At 72.2% G+C, this 15,354-nt stretch carries 13 protein-coding genes; 9 read left to right on the forward strand and 4 right to left on the reverse strand.

What is annotated here, in order from left to right:
• Positions 1-47: 47 nt before the first annotated feature.
• From CAP_RS21930 to CAP_RS21940, 3 genes are all read left to right on the forward strand, one after another.
• The gene (locus CAP_RS21930) at positions 48-242 is read left to right on the forward strand and encodes a hypothetical protein (protein ID WP_044244244.1); all 195 of its coding nucleotides are present in this window, start codon (positions 48-50) and stop codon (positions 240-242) included.
• 395 nt (positions 243-637) lie between these two features.
• Positions 638-4,000, forward strand: coding sequence for a serine/threonine-protein kinase (locus tag CAP_RS21935; protein WP_081865137.1), 3,363 nt, complete (start codon positions 638-640; stop codon positions 3,998-4,000).
• Positions 4,001-4,114: 114 nt separating this feature from the next.
• A complete protein-coding gene (locus CAP_RS21940) occupies positions 4,115-5,761 on the forward strand; it encodes a type 2 periplasmic-binding domain-containing protein (RefSeq protein WP_044244245.1) in 1,647 nt (548 codons plus the stop codon).
• 65 nt (positions 5,762-5,826) lie between these two features.
• On the opposite strand, the gene CAP_RS21945 is transcribed toward CAP_RS21940, so the two are convergent.
• The 3 genes from CAP_RS21945 to CAP_RS21955 all read right to left on the reverse strand — a co-directional run bounded on the left by CAP_RS21945 (position 5,827) and on the right by CAP_RS21955 (position 8,073).
• Positions 5,827-7,053 carry a prohibitin family protein gene (locus tag CAP_RS21945; protein WP_052375641.1) on the reverse strand — a complete coding sequence of 409 codons (1,227 nt, stop codon included), beginning with the start codon at positions 7,051-7,053 and terminating at the stop codon, positions 5,827-5,829.
• Positions 7,054-7,152: 99 nt separating this feature from the next.
• The gene (locus CAP_RS21950; RefSeq protein WP_044244247.1) at positions 7,153-7,386 is read right to left on the reverse strand and encodes a hypothetical protein; all 234 of its coding nucleotides are present in this window, start codon (positions 7,384-7,386) and stop codon (positions 7,153-7,155) included.
• 12 nt (positions 7,387-7,398) lie between these two features.
• Positions 7,399-8,073, reverse strand: a complete 675-nt coding sequence (locus CAP_RS21955; RefSeq protein ID WP_052375642.1) for a YcjF family protein — start codon at positions 8,071-8,073, stop codon at positions 7,399-7,401.
• A gap of 358 nt (positions 8,074-8,431) precedes the next feature.
• Between CAP_RS21955 and CAP_RS21960 the strand changes: the two genes are divergently transcribed.
• The 5 genes from CAP_RS21960 to CAP_RS21980 all read left to right on the forward strand — a co-directional run bounded on the left by CAP_RS21960 (position 8,432) and on the right by CAP_RS21980 (position 12,735).
• Complete coding sequence (locus CAP_RS21960) at positions 8,432-9,679, forward strand: PqqD family protein (RefSeq protein ID WP_156041029.1); 1,248 nt, start codon at positions 8,432-8,434, stop codon at positions 9,677-9,679.
• Between the two features lie 6 nt (positions 9,680-9,685).
• Entirely contained in the window at positions 9,686-11,017 is a 1,332-nt protein-coding gene (locus tag CAP_RS21965; protein ID WP_044244252.1) for a radical SAM protein, read from the forward strand.
• The gene (locus CAP_RS52470; protein ID WP_044244253.1) at positions 11,004-11,198 is read left to right on the forward strand and encodes a hypothetical protein; all 195 of its coding nucleotides are present in this window, start codon (positions 11,004-11,006) and stop codon (positions 11,196-11,198) included. Before CAP_RS21965 ends, CAP_RS52470 begins: the two co-directional genes overlap by 14 nt.
• A gap of 149 nt (positions 11,199-11,347) precedes the next feature.
• On the forward strand, positions 11,348-11,827 hold the full coding sequence (locus CAP_RS52475) for a hypothetical protein (protein ID WP_197041302.1): 480 nt from the start codon (positions 11,348-11,350) through the stop codon (positions 11,825-11,827).
• Positions 11,824-12,735 carry a nucleotidyltransferase family protein gene (locus CAP_RS21980; protein ID WP_044244257.1) on the forward strand — a complete coding sequence of 304 codons (912 nt, stop codon included), beginning with the start codon at positions 11,824-11,826 and terminating at the stop codon, positions 12,733-12,735. Before CAP_RS52475 ends, CAP_RS21980 begins: the two co-directional genes overlap by 4 nt.
• A gap of 18 nt (positions 12,736-12,753) precedes the next feature.
• Here CAP_RS21980 and CAP_RS50760 read toward each other — a convergent pair whose 3' ends face one another.
• Positions 12,754-13,953 carry a hypothetical protein gene (locus tag CAP_RS50760; RefSeq protein WP_052375643.1) on the reverse strand — a complete coding sequence of 400 codons (1,200 nt, stop codon included), beginning with the start codon at positions 13,951-13,953 and terminating at the stop codon, positions 12,754-12,756.
• Between the two features lie 203 nt (positions 13,954-14,156).
• Between CAP_RS50760 and CAP_RS55050 the strand changes: the two genes are divergently transcribed.
• Positions 14,157-15,320, forward strand: a complete 1,164-nt coding sequence (locus CAP_RS55050) for a lipoyl protein ligase domain-containing protein (protein ID WP_052375644.1) — start codon at positions 14,157-14,159, stop codon at positions 15,318-15,320.
• Positions 15,321-15,354: the final 34 nt, after the last annotated feature.

Genomic DNA, 15,354 nt, shown 5'->3' on the forward strand with positions numbered 1-15,354 from the left:
CGCCGCGTCAGTGCCGTGTCACGCGCGCATCCCGCTGTCATGCCGACATGACAGCCGCCGCGAGGTCGAGGACCAGTCGGGAGAGGTGGAGGGATATCTCGGGAGAGGTCATTGATCTCTCCGGACAGGTCATCGACCTCTCCGGACAGGTCATTGATCTCTCCGGACAGGTCATCGATCTCTCCGGACAGGTCGCGGACCTCTCGGGAGAGGTGGAGGGATATCTCGGGAGAGGTCATTGATCTCTCCGGACAGGTCATCGATCTCTCCGGACAGGTCGCGGACCTCTCGGGAGAGGTGCAGCGATACCTCCGGACAGGTCATCGATCTCTCCGGACAGGTCGCGGACCTCTCGGGAGAGGTGCAGCGATACCTCCGGACAGGTCGCGGACCTCTCGGGAGAGGTGCAGCGATACCTCGGGAGTGGTCCCCCCATCACTCCCGAGACGGCTCTGCCGTGCGAAATGGGTTGCCAGCACACGCAAAACAGGGGTTTGTAGAGCGCCCATGGGAAATGATTCCGTCTTTCCAGGATGGACGCCCTGGGCCAGGAAGTTGGTTGGCTCACTAGAAGCGGACCGCTCCATGACGGCGCTCGGGGGTCCCTGGACAGCATGAACGGGACTATCCTGGGGTCATGGGGGGCAGGGTGGTTGGACGGGTGACCGATCCAGGGCCGGGTGCGGACACGAGCGACGCCGTGCTGGATGACACGATCCCGGCATCGGGCGCGGTCCAGGCGGGGGGCGGGGCGCCCGTCTCGGGGACGGTGGCACGGTCGTCGGCGCAGTCGTCGGGGTGGCCTCGGGTGCCGCTGTCGCTGCAGGCGCGGTACGAGGACATCCGCCTGCTCGGTGAGGGCGGGGTGGGCGTGGTGTACAGGGCCCACGATCCGCGGCTGCGGCGGGAGGTGGCGCTCAAGCTGCTGAAGTACGGGGACCCGGTGCGGCACCGGCGGCTGCTGAAGGAGGCGCGGGCGCAGGCGCGGGTGCACCACGAGAACGTGTGCCGGGTGTACGACGCGGGTGAGGCGGACGGGGAGCCGTTCATCGTCATGCAGTTCGTGGAAGGGGGTCCGCTCGGGAAGCTGCAGGCGCAGCTCTCGCTCGACGAGAAGGTGCAGATCCTGCGGACGGTGAGCGCGGCGATGCACGCGGCCCACCGGCAAGGGCTGGTGCACCGCGATCTGAAGCCGGGGAACATCCTGGTGGAGGGGGAGCCGGGCGGCGCGCTCAAGCCGTACGTGGTGGACTTCGGGCTGGTGCGGGAGGTGGACAGCGGGTCGGAGACGCAGGGAGGCGGGGGCGCGGGGACGCCGGCGTACATGGCGCCAGAGCAGGTGGCAGGGGGCGCGATCGACGCGCGCACGGACGTGTACGGCCTGGGGGCGACGCTGTACGAGATGATCAGCGGCCGCGCGCCGTACGTGGGGGACGTGCCGTGGAAGATCCTGGCGCAGGTGGCGAGCCGGGAGCCGACGCCGCTGCGGGAGCTGGTGAGCCAGGTGCCGCCAGCGCTGGAGGCGATCACCATGACCTGCCTCGCGCGCGATCCGGCGCAGCGCTACGGGTCGGCGCGGGCGCTGTCCGAGGATCTGCAGCGCTTCCTCGACGGGGAGGAGGTGGGCGCGCGGCAGGTGTCCTCCGTGAGGCGGGTGTGGAGGGGCCTCCGGCAGCACAACGCCTCGTGGGTGGGGGCGCTGGTGGGGATGCTCGGGCTCGCGGCGCTGGCGGGGGCGTGGTGGGTGCGGCGCGGGGGGGAGGTGGACGCGCAGCTCGCGCAGGAGCTGGGCCGGGAGGCGGCGGGGATGGAGCTGCTCATGCGCAGCGCCTACCAGATGCCGCTGCACGACGTGGACCGGGAGCGGGCCATGGTGCGGGAGCGGCTCGCGGGGCTGGAGGCGCGGCTCGCGGAGGCGCGGGAGGCGCGGGGGGCGCGGGGGGCGACGCTGGGGCCGCTGCACTACGCGATCGGGCGGGGGAGGCTCTCGCTCGGGGATCTGGTGGCGGCGGAGGAGCACCTGACGGCGGCGCGCGACGCAGACTACGCGCCCGCGGAGCTGGGGTACGCGCTGGGGATGACGCTCCTCAAGCTGCACCTGCGGCTGCGCAGCGCGGCGGAGCACATCGGCGACGAGGCGGAACGGAAGGCGCGCTACGCGGCGCTGGACGCCCGGTACAAGGAGCCAGGGCTCGCGCTCTTGCGGACGGCGCCGCCAGCCCAGCTCGAGCCGCCCGAGTACGCGGAGGCGCTGCTCGCGCTGCACGAGGAGCGCTTCGAGGAGGCGCGGGTGAAGGCGGTGGAGGCGTTCACGCGGTCGCCGCTGCTGTTCGAGGCGAAGTGGCTGGAGGGGGATGCGCTCGCCTCGCTCGCGCTGCTCGACTGGACGGGGGGGCGCCCCGGCTGGTGGCCCACGATGTCAGCACGGATGGAGCAGGCGCGGGCGGCGTTCGAGGCGGCCGAGGACGTGGCGCGGAGCAGCCCGGAGGTCCTGCGGTCGCTGTGCGCGCTGGAGACGCGGGCGATGTTCGCGGCGCGCTTCCAGGGGGAGTCGTCAGAGCCGGCGTTCGCGCGGGGGCGAGAGGTGTGCGCGCGGGCGGTGCGCGCGGACGGGTCGAGCTCCGAGGCGCGCGTGGCGCGGGCGAACCTGCACGCGCTCTACGTGTACGGGAGGGTCGACGCGCTGCCGCGGGAGGCGCCCCGGCAGGAGGTGCGCGAGGCGGTGCAGTTCGCCGAGGAGGCGGTGGCCGCGCGGCCCGAGGACGTGGAGGCCTGGAAGACCCTGGGGACGGCGCTGCGGGCCGAGATCGCGCTCGGGATGTACGAGGGGCGGGACGTGGGGCCGGCGGTGCGGCGCGCGACCGCGGTGTACGAGGAGGCCATCGCGAAGTTCCCGCGCCACGGTGCGGCGTACGAGTCGCTGGCGACGGTGCTGGGGATGGAGGCGACGCTCTCGGGCGCCCGCGGCGAGGCGGTGCAGCCCGCGGTGGAGAGGGCGATGCGCCTGCTCGACGACGGGCTTTCGCGCAGCGCGAGCGTGGCGATGACCCACCACAAGCGGGCGGCGCTGCTGCTGCAGGAGGCGCGGGCGCTGCTCGACGCGGGCGCGTCGCCGGAGGCGCTGGTGGGGCGCGCGTTCGAGGAGCTCAGGGCGGCCAGGGGGCTGAGCGGGGCGTGGTTCGGCTTGACGGAGGTGGAGGCGGAGGGGCACCTCGTGCTCGCGAGGCACGCGCTCGCGTCGGGCGGGGATCCGCGGGGGGCGCTCGCGCGGGTGATGGAGGGCGCGCGGGAGCTCGGGGAAGGCGCGCAGGGCCGCACGGCGGGGTACGCGCTGGAGGGGGAGGCGGCGCTCGTCGAGGCGGAGTTCCAGGGGCGGCAGGGGCGCGATCCGGGGGAGGCGCTCGCGCGCGGGCGGCAGCGGTTTGCGCAGGCGGCGGAGGCGGCGCCCTGGGTGATGGCGTTCGCGCTGGGGCAGGCGAGGGTGGAGCTGCGCGCGGCGGCGTGGGCCATGGGGCGGCGGCGCTCGGCAGCGGCAGCGCTCGCGGAGGCGCGCGCGCGGATCGAGCCCTGGGTCACGGAGGAGCGCGCGAGCGCGGAGCCGTTTGCGCTGCTGGCGGAGGGGTGCGCGCTCGGCCTTGAAGGGGGGAACGCGGGGGCAGGGGGCGCGGTGCGCGGCGAGGAGGCCGAGGCGCTCCTCGGGCGGGGGCTCGGGCTGGTGGCGCAGGCGCTCGCGCGGAACCCGCGGCAGGCGAGCGCGCTGGCAGTGAAGGGGAGACTGCTCCTCGCAAAGGCGCGGCTCGCGTCCGAGGCCGAGGCGCTCGCGGAGGCGCGCGTGGAGGCGCGCGGCGCGCTCGCGGAGGCCATCCGGCAGAACCCACTCCTCGAACGCGCGCTGGGAGAGGCGCTCGCGGAGGCGCGGGGGGAGCGAGGCGAGGCGCGGGGGGAGCGAGGCATCGCTCGAATGGGTGACAGTGGCCGCTTCGAGGCCATTGCGACATAGAATGGTCAGGGGGGCGGTCGCGCGATCATCCACAGAGAATCCGGTCACGATCCTCCGGGGTCGATGGGCGTGCGCGCGTGCCTCAGAGGTTCTGGTTCGTGATTGTCACCATGAATGGTTGCTGTCATCATCGCGGCCGTGACGAAGGCGACGACAGAATCGGGGAAGACCGACCCGACCGGGACCGAGACCGGGAACGCGACCGAACCTGGGACCGAGGCCAAGGCCGAGGGTGAAAGCGGCGGGCTGGGGCGCCAGATCGGCAAGCTCGCGGCGACGCTCGGGGTGCTCGGGATCGGGGTGTTCCTGGTGGTGCGGGGAGGCGAGTCCAAGCCGCTGGCCGGCACGCCGCCGCGTCTCGTCGACGTGAAGGTGATGAACGAGACGAACCGGGAGATCTGCGGGGAGCCCGCGCGGAACGGGATCCCGGTCGTCATCAGCATGCTGTACAGCGACGACAAGCAGCGCTGGATCGAGGACGCCGCCGAGCGGTTCTCGACAGTGTGCCCCAACATCCAGGTGAAGATCGAGCCCAGGGAGGACCTGGAGGCCGCCGACGTCATCCTGATGGACGAGGCGAGGCCGACGCTGTGGGCGCCCGCGGACGAACTCGCACTGCGCTACCTGGAGCACCACTGGAAGATGCAATCGAACGATGTGCTCTTCCGCATGGAGGAGCAGACCTCGGTGGCGCGGTCGCCGCTCGTCGCGCTGATGTGGGAGGACCGGCTGCGGGTGGTGGAGGCCATCCGGGCCAAGCGGAAGGGCGAGAACGGGCTCTGGGCGGACATGACCTGCACGCTCGTGCCGCGGGAGCCGGAGCCCTTCAACGTGGCCGTGGAAGATCGGGTGCCGGGGCGCTGGATCGACTGGTACGAGCCGCTCATCCCGCCGCCCGCGCCCCCGCCCCCACCGCCGCCGCGGGGAAGGCGCAAGGCGCCGGAGCCGACGCCGCCCGTGGAGGGCGAGCCGGAGTACCGGCCGGCGTTCCCGACGGTGCAGGAGATCCAGAGCTGGGGCCGGGTGAAGTTCGGCCACACCTCGCCCACGCGCTCGGCGTCCGGGCTCGAGGCGCTCTACCTGATGGCCTTCGACTTCGTGCTGCCCCCCGACAAGCGCACGCTCCCGTCCGACGCGGTGAGTGGCAAGGTGCTGCGGGGCGCCGAGGCCGAGAAGCACATCATCTCCGGGGAGCACATGCGTGACGACTTCACGCAGGCCCTGACGGAGCAGGACCAGGAGCTGCGCACGTGGCTGCAGCGGTGCGAGGGCGGCCTGCCCAACCCGCTGTGGTCGGCCCGTTTGCTCACCGAGACCCTCTTCAACGTGGGCGGGGGGCGCTTCGACGGCATCCTCACGTACGAGCACCTCGTCTTTTCGGTGCTCGATCGGATCGACGCGCACGCGAAGGTGATGCGCAACATGCGGGTCATCTACCCGCAGCCCACGATCGTGAACCAGCACCCGATCGTGATGCTGTGGCCCGACAATCCGGACCGGAAGGACGAGCGCGCGGCGGCGCAGCGGTGGATCGACTTCCTGAGGAGCCGGGCCATCCAGGAGAAGGCGATGGAGTTCGGCTTCCGGCCCGCGAGCCCGGACGTGTCGATCCGCGCCTTCGATTCGTACAGCAACCCGTTCGTGCACCTGCGCCGCTACGGGATCTCGTTCCAGGTGCCGCTGGCCGAGCCGCCGCGGCTCGACGGCGCAGCCATCCAGGGGCTGATCGGGCTCTGGGAAGACGCGACAGGCAGGAACTGAGGGGCGGAACCGGGGGCTCCGCTTGCTCTCCGGGGGGAAGGGCGTCAGGTCCGGGGCGACCGCGCTCAAGGCGCCGGGTAGGACTGGGGTGCCGGCCCGCCTCCAGGGGTGTTCCCCTGGCCAGGCTGCTGCGCCGGGCGGGCGCCCGGGTTGGCAAGCTCGGAAGCATTCTTCGGCGGCGCCAGCGCTCCGCCCTGGACCTCCTGCGCCTGGGGCGCCGGGCCCTGCGGCACGACCACAGCGCCGGTGCTGTTCTGCGCGGAGGCGGTGGGGTTGGAGCCCGTGGAAGAGGTGGCGGAGCCGGCCTGGTCAGCGGCGCTCGGATCGGCGGCAGGGTTCGAGCCCGAGGGGTTGCTGGGCGCGTCGACGAGGTTCAGGAGCACGGGGGTGCTGCCCTGGCCTCCGCCGAGGACCACGACCTTGGTGTTCGGTGACTTCGCCAGCTCCAGGGTGGCGTCGACGCCCTTCCAGCGGAGGAGATCGGGCGAGATGCGCGCTGCGATGAGGTTGTAGTCGCGGATGCCCGCGGCCTCGGTGCGCTTCCTCTCGGCTTCCTTCTCCTCGCGCTCGAGCTTGTAGCGGTACTCGAGCATGAGCTGCTCCTGGCGGTACTTGTCGGCGATGGCCGTCTCGACGATGGCCGGGAGCTTGACGTCGAGGAGCTTCAGCTCCTGGATCTGGACGTAGGGGCGCGAGGCGAGGCCGGCGTCGGTGTCCTCGACGCGGCCGAGCTCGGGGACGCGGCCGAGCTCCTGGAGGATGTCGCGGGCGCTCGAGTAGATCTCCTGGGCCGGGCGGCCGCCGAAGACGCGCCGGACGTGGGCCTGGACCTCCGGCTTGACGATGCGCTCGAAGTAGTCGGTGCCGATGTCCTGGTGCAGGAAGCCGAGCATGTCCTGGCGCGGCCGGTAGCGCACCGAGGTCTCGACGCCCAGGTTGAGGCCCTCCTCGCTGAGGACGTCGAACTTCAGCGTCTGCTGCTGGAGGCGGGTCTCGTAGATGGTCAGCTTGTCCCACGGGGGGATGATCTGGAGGCCCTCACCCCAGATCCGATCGGTCACGGTGCCACCCGCGAAGAAGCGGTACATGACCCCATGGTGGCCGGGCTGGATGGTGACGAACATCCGGTTCCACACGAAGCCGAGGATGAGCAGGACGACGAGGAGCGTCGTGTAGGCGACGAACTGCGCGTCCACGAGCCAGGCGGCGAGCCGCCCGCGCCACGTGCGCGGCTTGTCCTCCTCGCCTTCCTTCTGCTTCTCGGTCTCGTTCGTCTGATCTTTGTCGGCCATGGGGTGACTTCTTGCGAGGACGACGCTGCTTGCTGGGGGCGCCGCGGAGGCAAGGCCGGAAGCCCGCAGGGGCTCCGGCGCTCGCCTCGTGTAGCGCCGTCACGCGGTCTGTTCCGCCTTCTTGACGGCCTTCTTGCGCTCGCGCTTGCTGGGCCCGGAGATGAGGGCCACGACGAAGCCGCCGATGGGCGCGAAGATGGTCAGGAGGGGGATCAAGAGGACCGTGATGAGGATCGCCAGCCAGAACCCGATCCGTCGCGTGCTCCCCACCAGTCCCACGGCGAGGACCGTGAGGACGGGGAGGCCATAGGTGAAGAACGGTGTCAGGTCCATCGGGCGGCTCGATCAGGTGGCCTTGGCGGCAGCCGGGGCCGAAGTCGTGACCGTCGTGTGCGTGGCAGTCGTGTGCGCGCCGGCCGCGTGAGCCTGGGCCGCAGTCTCCTTGGCCTTCTCGAACTCCTGCCGGAAGTGCGCGCGCATGGTGTGGGGGTTGAAGTCGAGGAAGGTGCCGCCAGACTCGAAGTGCATCAGGAAGACGCGGCCCGTGGCGTGGGTGAAGGCGCCCGCGAAGATGGGAACGGCGATGACGCCGAGCGCGGTGCCGACGGTGGGCACGGCCTTGGCGAGGCCCGCGCCGATCAGGGCGCCGAGGCCCACGCCGCCGACGCTGGAGAGGAGGGAGTAGACAATCTTCTTCGCGATGGAGGACGAGAAGGGCAGACCGTAGAGGTTCGACAGCTCCTTGAGCATCTTGAGCTGGACGGCCAGGACCGCGGCGACGTCGACGATGGGCAGGGGGATGGCGCCAGCGCCGAGCGACCAGATGAAGTTGCGCTGGATGATCGCTTCGGCACGACCCACGCGGGAGAAGGGATCGGTCGGCTCGGGCTTGGTCTCGGTCTTGACCTCGCGCTTGGTCTCGACCTTCACGCCCTCCTTGGTCTCGGTCTTGATCTCTTCCTTGATCTCAGTCTTCCCGGGCTGCTTGGTCTGCGTGGTCTGCACGGTCTCGGTGGCCATGATGCGTGACTCCTCGGTTCGGGTTGTCGTGACGAACTGCGAATCTTGCGGCTACCCGGTCAGGCGGCGCCCGTCATGAAGGCCTCCGCGCGCGCTCGGAGTCGTCGGACGGGGTGCCAGCTCGGACACGGCCAGTGGCGTCGGCGGCTGTCGTACCACAAGGGCGTCGCGTTCGGGTCGACCTTGAGGTCACAGGGGGACGGGTGAGGCGTCGATCGGTTGATCGATCGTCCAATCGATCGTTTGATCCATTCCGGAGTTCGGTCGGGTCGGAATGTCGGGGCACCTTCCAGAACCGGCGACGGAGGCGAGGTGATGCAGTGGCGGTGAAGGCGGGTGACGAGGGGCGGTGGCGCAGATGAAGGGCGTATCCGGGGAGCCGCTCGTCGTCGCGCTGCCGTCGCTCGGTCTCCGTCTGAGCGTGGCGCTGGAAGGTGTCTCGTCCGAGCACCGTGAAGCGCTCGGCGCGCGCTGGTCGGCAGGGCGCGACGAGGAGGGCCGGGGCGCTGCTGCAGGGACCGAGGTCGCGGTGATCTTGAGGGCATCCTCCGGAGAGGTGGGGTTTCCGGCATCGGCGCTGGTGGCGGCTGCGACACGCTGGGCGGGGCCGCGGCGCGGGGAGCTGCGCGCAAACGGGGTGGAGATGGCGCTGGAGGTGGAGGGAGACGCGCTGCGGGGGGAGGGGACGTTCGATGAGGCGCGGCCGCGGGGATCCGTGGAGGCCGCGGTGCGCGCGCTGATGACGCTGGCGCTGGCGCGACGCGGGGTGCTGGTGCTGCACGCGGCGGCGGTGGCGCACGGGGGAGACGCGGTGGTGCTGCTCGGCGCGTCAGGGGCCGGGAAGACGACGACAGCGCGCCGGCTGGGGCGAGAGGGGCTGCGGCGGCTGTCGGATGATCTGATCGCGATCGAGACGAAGGCGTCGCCGCCGGTGCTGCACCGGTTGCCCTTCGAGCGGGCCGGCAGAGGGCCCTTGCGCGGGGCAGGGGAGGTGGCGCGCTGCCGGGGCGGGGCGCTGGTGCAGAAGGGGGCGGCGTGCGTCCAGGTGCTGGAGCACGGAGATCCGGTGCGGGCGTGGGTGGAGGCGGTGATCGCGCTGGGGCCTCCGCCAGGCGAGGTGGAGGGGCTGCTCAAGGCGGTGGGGCGGCTGTGCGCGGTGCCGCTCGGGGTGCTGGAGGTGCCGGCACAGGGGGCGCTCTCGCCGGAAGTGAGGCGGTGGATCGAGGCGCTGGGCGAGGTGGCGCCGTTCCCTGTGGACGCGTCGGCAGGCGGCCCTCAAGCTCGGGGAGCAGGGGTCATGAGAGAAGAGCGCGGGCAGGCAGGGCGGGGAGCGCGGCAGGTCGAGCGGGCGCCGAACGTGGCCTTCCGCGTGCTGGACGGGGTGGTGGTGCTGGTGGCGCCGTCATCGCCCGCGATCCAGACGCTGAACGAGGTGGGCTCGCTGGTCTGGCAGCTCGCAGACGGGCGGTCGCTCGACGCCATCGTGGACGCAGTGGTGGACGCATTCGAGGTGGAGCACGCGGTGGCGCAGGCCGACGTGGAGCGCTTCGTGGAGGCGCTGGAGGCGCGGGGGATGCTGCGGAGCCGGCCGTCGGCCGCGGGGTGAAGGGCGATGGGGGCGGGCTTCGAGCTGAGCCAGAAGGCGTCCGGGGGGCTGCCGCTGACGGCGCAGATCCTGGTGTCCGACGTGTGCAACCACGCCTGCCAGCACTGCTACCAGGTGCACGGTCAGAAGGGGGAGATGTCCCTCGGCGAGATCGAGGGGGTGCTGGAGGAGCTGCAGCACCTCGGGGTGCTGATCGTGTCGTTCAGCGGGGGCGAGGCGACGCTGCGGCACGATCTGCCAGAGATCCTGCGCGCGGCGCGGCGGCGGGGGTTCGCGATCATCCTGCAGAGCAACGGGTACGCGCTCGGCGACGCGCTGGTGGAGGTGATGGCAGAGGTGGGGGTGTGGCGGGCGCGGATCAGCGTGTACTCGGACGTGGCGGCAGAGCACGACGCAGTGACGCGGGTGCCAGGGTCATTCGCGCGGACGACGGGGGCCATCCACCGGCTCGTGGGCCGGGGGATCGGGGTGGTGATGGTGGTGCCGTTGACCCGGCTCTGCTCGGCGCCAGCGAGCCGGCTGGAGGCGCTGGCGGCGTCGCTGGGGTGCGCGCTGGAGGTGGAGAGCGGGATCACCGCGAAGGAAGACGGGAGCCTGGCGTCGCTCGCGGTGGAGCCGACACGGGAGCAGCTCGAGGGCTACCTGCGCGCAGTAGCAGCACGCGCCGCACGCGGGGAGGCGGTGAGGGGGCGGGAGGAGAAGCTCGGGGAGGCGCCCTGCGGGGCATGTTCGTCGAGCATCACGGTGCACGCAGACGGGTCGGTGCGTCCGTGCACGCACATCCCGCTGGAGCTGGGTCGGCGCAGGGCGACAGGCGAAGGAGACGAGGCGGAGGCGGTGGGCGCTGCGGGCATCGCGGCGGCCGCGCAAGGAGAGGCGTTCCAGTTTCTGTCGCAGGTGAGCTGGGCCGATCTGCACGGGTGCAGGGACTGCGCGCTGCTGTCGTGGTGCAGCCGCTGCCACGGTTCGGCAGCCTTCGAGTCGGGCGATCTGCTGGGGCCGCAGCCGTCTGCCTGCGCGCGGGCCATGATCCGGTACGAGGTGGAGGTGGGGCCGCTCGAGCGGCTGCCCGCCGTGGACGCGGAGGCAGCCCGTCGGGATGCGGGCGTGGGTCCGTTCGAGCAGGTCGGCGAAGGGGGTCTCCGTCCCGCGCGCGATGTGCTGACGGCCGAGGACGAGGCACGCGCCCAGCAGTTTCCATGGGTGCGGCCGAGCCGGGCACGTCTGAAGGAGATGGTGGGGATCATCCCGGCCGAGCGGCTGGTGCGACGTGAGCCGCGCGGGGCAGCCGCAATGATGTACGCTCCCGGGGAGAGGTGGCGCCATGAAGGTCGATGACGTGTCCACTGCGAGCCCCGCCGAGGTCGGGTCTCCTTCGCCCACCGAGGGCTCTTCCAGCAGGGCAGGCGAGAGGAAGCTCCGGAAGCCTTACGCACCCCCAGCCATCGAGATCGGCGGAGGCTTCGCCCCGATCACCCTGGGGACAAAGGCCCCCGTCCTCCCAGGCCAGGGCTGCTAGGTACTGCGTACCCTGGCTCAGGGGCCTCGCGGCCCCTACGCTCCCGATGGTCGCTACCCCCGTGGCTTCGCTCGAACGCCGAGGCGAGGACCAGGGACGAGTCTGGGAAACGAAGTCCTACCCGGTTGCGGGGCTGCGTAGCGGCGTCCATGGGCAGGTCGGCAGGACATCCCCCCGAAGTGCAGCGGTCGATGGCGGCGCTGCTCGCGCTCTGGGATGCGCTGCGGGAGCGGTCAGGGCCGTTCTTCGTGGAGATGCGGGGGGCGAGCATGTGGCCCGCGGCGCCCGAGGGGTCGTTGCTGTCCGTGGTGCCCTGCGCGGCGAGGGCGCTGTCCCCGGGAGAGCTGGTGATGTTCCGGCGGGGCGCGACCGTGGTGACCCATCGGGTGGTGCGGGTGGAGGCCGGGGGTGAGGTGATCTGCTGGGGAGATGCGCTGCTGGAGCGCGACGCGCCGGTGGCCGCAGAGGACGTGCTCGGGCGGGCGACGGTGGTGCGGCGAGGGCCCCTGCTCGTGCCGGCGAGGTCGGTGGTGAGGGCGTCACTGCGGACAGGTTGGGTGGCGGTGCGGCGGGTGGGCGCAGGAGCCGCGCGGCTCGCAGGGCAGGCGAGGGCGGAGCTGCGACGGTGACGGCGGCGGCGACGAAGGCAGCGGCAGCGGCGGCAGTAGGAGCACGGCTCCTGGTGGATACGCGGCTGCGGGAGGCGGCAGGGGAGGTGCTCGGGGCGCTGGCCGAAAGGGGCATCGCGGCCGCACCCATCAAGGGGGTGGTGACGAGCGCGTTGCTCTACGAGGAGCCGCTGGAGCGGCCGTTCGGCGATGTGGACGTGCTGGTGGGGAGGCGAGATCTGGCGGGGGTGGAGGCCATGGCGCGGGAGCGTGGCTACCGGCTGGTGCACGATTCGCGGCAGCTCTTCACGGTGAACGTGGTGGTGCCGCCGGGGTTGCCGGTGGACGTGCGGGCGTCGGTGGGGCCCCCCGGGCTCTGTCGGGTGAGCGCGGAGGCGATGCTGGCGCGCGCCGAGGTGGTGCAGGACGGGCGGGTGACGGCGGCGCCGTTCCGGATGCTCGGAGGGCGCGATCACTTGCTGGTGCTGCTGGTCGACGCGGTGCTCGACAAGCTGGCGCTGCGGGCTGCGCTGCGGCAGCGGGAGCTGGGGCGCGCGATCCGGCGCTGGGCAGGCTCTCCGGAGGGGTTCGCGGAGCACGCGCGGGCGGCAGGGCTCGCAGGGGTGTCGTGGGTCGCGCTGTCCTGGCTGGCGCAGGAGGCGGGGGACGAGGTGGCAGCCGCGATGTGCACGGCGCTGGAGCCGCTGCCGGCGTTGCCGCGGTGGACGGGCAGTCCGGCGCTCGCGGTGTTCCGGCGGGACCCTCACGGGCCCCTGGCGCGGCTCGGGGTGCGGATGCTCGCAGACGCGCCAGGGCGCGGCGTCGCGGCGCTGGCGCTCGGCGCGGTGGGGACGGCGCAGTACCACCTGCGGCACCGGGGGAAGGATCCCTGGGCAGGTGCGCTGTGGCAGGGAGGGGCGGAGCGCTGACCGACGGAGCTGGGCGCTTCAGTTGATGGAGACGGTGAGCTGGAAGTTGCCGAGGCTGTAGCTGGCGTAGCCGTCGACGACGACGAAGTAGAGGGCCCCCGGGGAGACGGTAAAGGTGAGCACCTCCTCGTCGGTGGCGTTGGCGCCGTCGGAGCAGCCGAGATAGGAGGCTGCGGCTGGGTCGCCTGCGTCGCAGGAGCCCTGCCACACGGCGAGCACGCCGTCGAACCCCGAGTTGCCGTCGGGAGGCGGGGGGCCGAGGTTCGGCAGGCGGATGGTCATGGTGCCGCTGGCCTGGGTGAAGAGCGCGAAGACGCGATCCGGCGAGCCTGGCTGCGCGCCGCACGAGGTGTAGTCGTCGGTGTAGCCGGTGGTGTACGAGGAGATGACCACGGGGGTCGTGCCAACCTGGTAGACCTGGCCCGGGCAGGCGTCGGAGCTGTCCGTGGGGACCTCGAACTGGCAGGTGGCGTCGCAGCCATCGCCAGGGTTGGTGTCGCCGAAGTCGCAGTCTTCGAGGGGCGCGTTGATCACGCCGTCGCCGCACAGGGGGGGCGTGAGCTCGGCGGAGAGGACGTAGTCGCCCGCCGTCTGGTCGCGCCCGTCGACCACGATGGTGTAGGCGGTGCCTTCCTCGGCCGCGAAGGAGAAGCTCTCGCCGCCATCGCCCTTGTCGCTGCAGTAGAAGCTCTGGTCGCCGCAGGTCTCCTGCGCGTAGAGGACGCCATTGAGGTCGCCCGCGCTGGCGAGGCTGACGGTGAGGGTGCCCGATGCGAGGGCCGTCAGGGTGTAGTAGGCGTCGGGGCCAGAGCCGGTGCCGGTCCCGCAGTAGGAGGTGTCGTCGTCGGTGAGGCCCAGGGTGGTGCCAGGCAGCGAGACGCCCGCGCCGATGGCGAGCTCGAAGGCGTCGCCGGGACACGCATCGGTGCCGGTGGTGCCGCCAGCACCGCCGACGCCAGCACCGCCCTGTCCGCCGTCGCCGCCGTCGCCGCCGTCGCCGCCGTCACCGCCAGCGCCGCCAGCGCCGCCCTGTCCGCCGTCACCGCCAGCGCCACCCTCGCCAATGACGGAGCCGCCCTGTCCGTTGGGGTCTCCTCCCTGTCCGCCATCACCGCCGCCGCCTCCGGTGTTGATGGGCAGGGTGTTCGTGAGGCAGCCTCCCTGGAGGGATGCCGCCACGAGCGCGATCGTCAGGGGAACGAGGATCCGGTTCTGCATGGCACCTCCGCACAGGTCAGGGCTCGTCGGGCGCAGATCGTCCGTGAGCCGTGGGTCATGGAAGTTTTACATGAAGGTGGTGAGCGAACCAATGCAGCTCGCGGGAGACGCACGATCCTGGCATGGTGAGAGGGGCTCACGCAGGATCCGGCGCGGGTGGATGCGCGCGGTGGACGTGCGTGGGTAGGTGAGGGTCGAGGTTCGTGCGCTACCTCCCTGGTTCGGGCCGATCTCTGGGTGAGGCGATCTCGCTGGCCCCCGTGCTGCTCCAGCGGGCGCGCGAGGAGGGGGTGCCGTGGATGGCGGGGAGCGTGGTGGAGGGGCCGGCCATCCTGCTGGGAGCCGCGCAGCGGGCGGGGCGGGTCGTGGATCTCGGCAGGTGCGCGGCAGCGGGGATCCCCGTGATGCGGCGCGCGACCACCGGGACCGCGGTGTACCTCGGGCAGCGCGGGGTGATGTGGGCGCTGGCCCTGCCGCACGTGGCAGCGCTCGCGCCGGACGCGACGGCGCGGACGCTGCTGAACCGCAACGTGCGGGGGTTTCTGAAGGGGTTCGGGAGGGCAGGGGCCATCGGGCGCTACTTCGGGCGGGAGTGGATCTCGGTGAAGCACCGGCCCGCGGCGGTGCTGGCGGTGGAGACGGCGCCGGACGGGGCCGCGGTGCTGGAGGTGTGGGCGGGGTACGAGGTGCCCGCGGCGTTGCCAGAGGCGGTGCTCGCGCCGGAGGAGCAGGCGGTGGATCGGTGGCTCGGCAAGGCGCCCGCCGCGCTGGTCGAGGTGCTGCCAGCGGGGACGTCGATCGAGGCGCTGCTGCGCGCATGCATGGACGCGGTGGGGGAGGGGGCCCAGGGAGAGAGCGCGGGAGGCGAGCGCGGGGGAGATGCGCTGCGTGCGGTGGAGGAGGCCGTGACCGCGGCAGGGGTGGGGCGGCAGAGGGTGGTGAGCGGGGCGTTCGAGCCGGCAGCTCCAGGGAGTGGTCCGTTCATGATCGAGCGGGCGCCCATTGGCTGGATCGAGGCGGCTGCGCTTCCCGGGGGTGGGGGCGGCGGGGCAGGTGATGGCGCGGCGGGTGGTGGCGCAGTGGAGACTGGCGCAGTGGAGACTGGCGCAGTGGAGACTGGCGCAGTGGAGACTGGCGCAGCAGAAGAGCGTGGCGTTCAGGTCTGGGTCGGGGGCGACATGCTCACCGGGACGTGGGTGCTGGACGCGATCGGGCGCGGTGCAAGGCGTGCAGGTGGCGGGGAGCTGCGGGGCGGTGGGGGAGGGGAACCGGCGCTCCGCGAACCGGAGGCGGTGGTGATGGATGGCGCGACGCTCGACGCGCTGGTCTCGCTGGCGTCGCGGGCGCGCAGCGTGTCCGGACACTGAGCACAAAAGAGAACCGGCACCACCGGATGGTCCG

The sequence above is a fragment of the Chondromyces apiculatus DSM 436 genome, assembly GCF_000601485.1.
Taxonomy (GTDB): Bacteria; Myxococcota_A; Polyangia; order Polyangiales; family Polyangiaceae; genus Chondromyces; species Chondromyces apiculatus.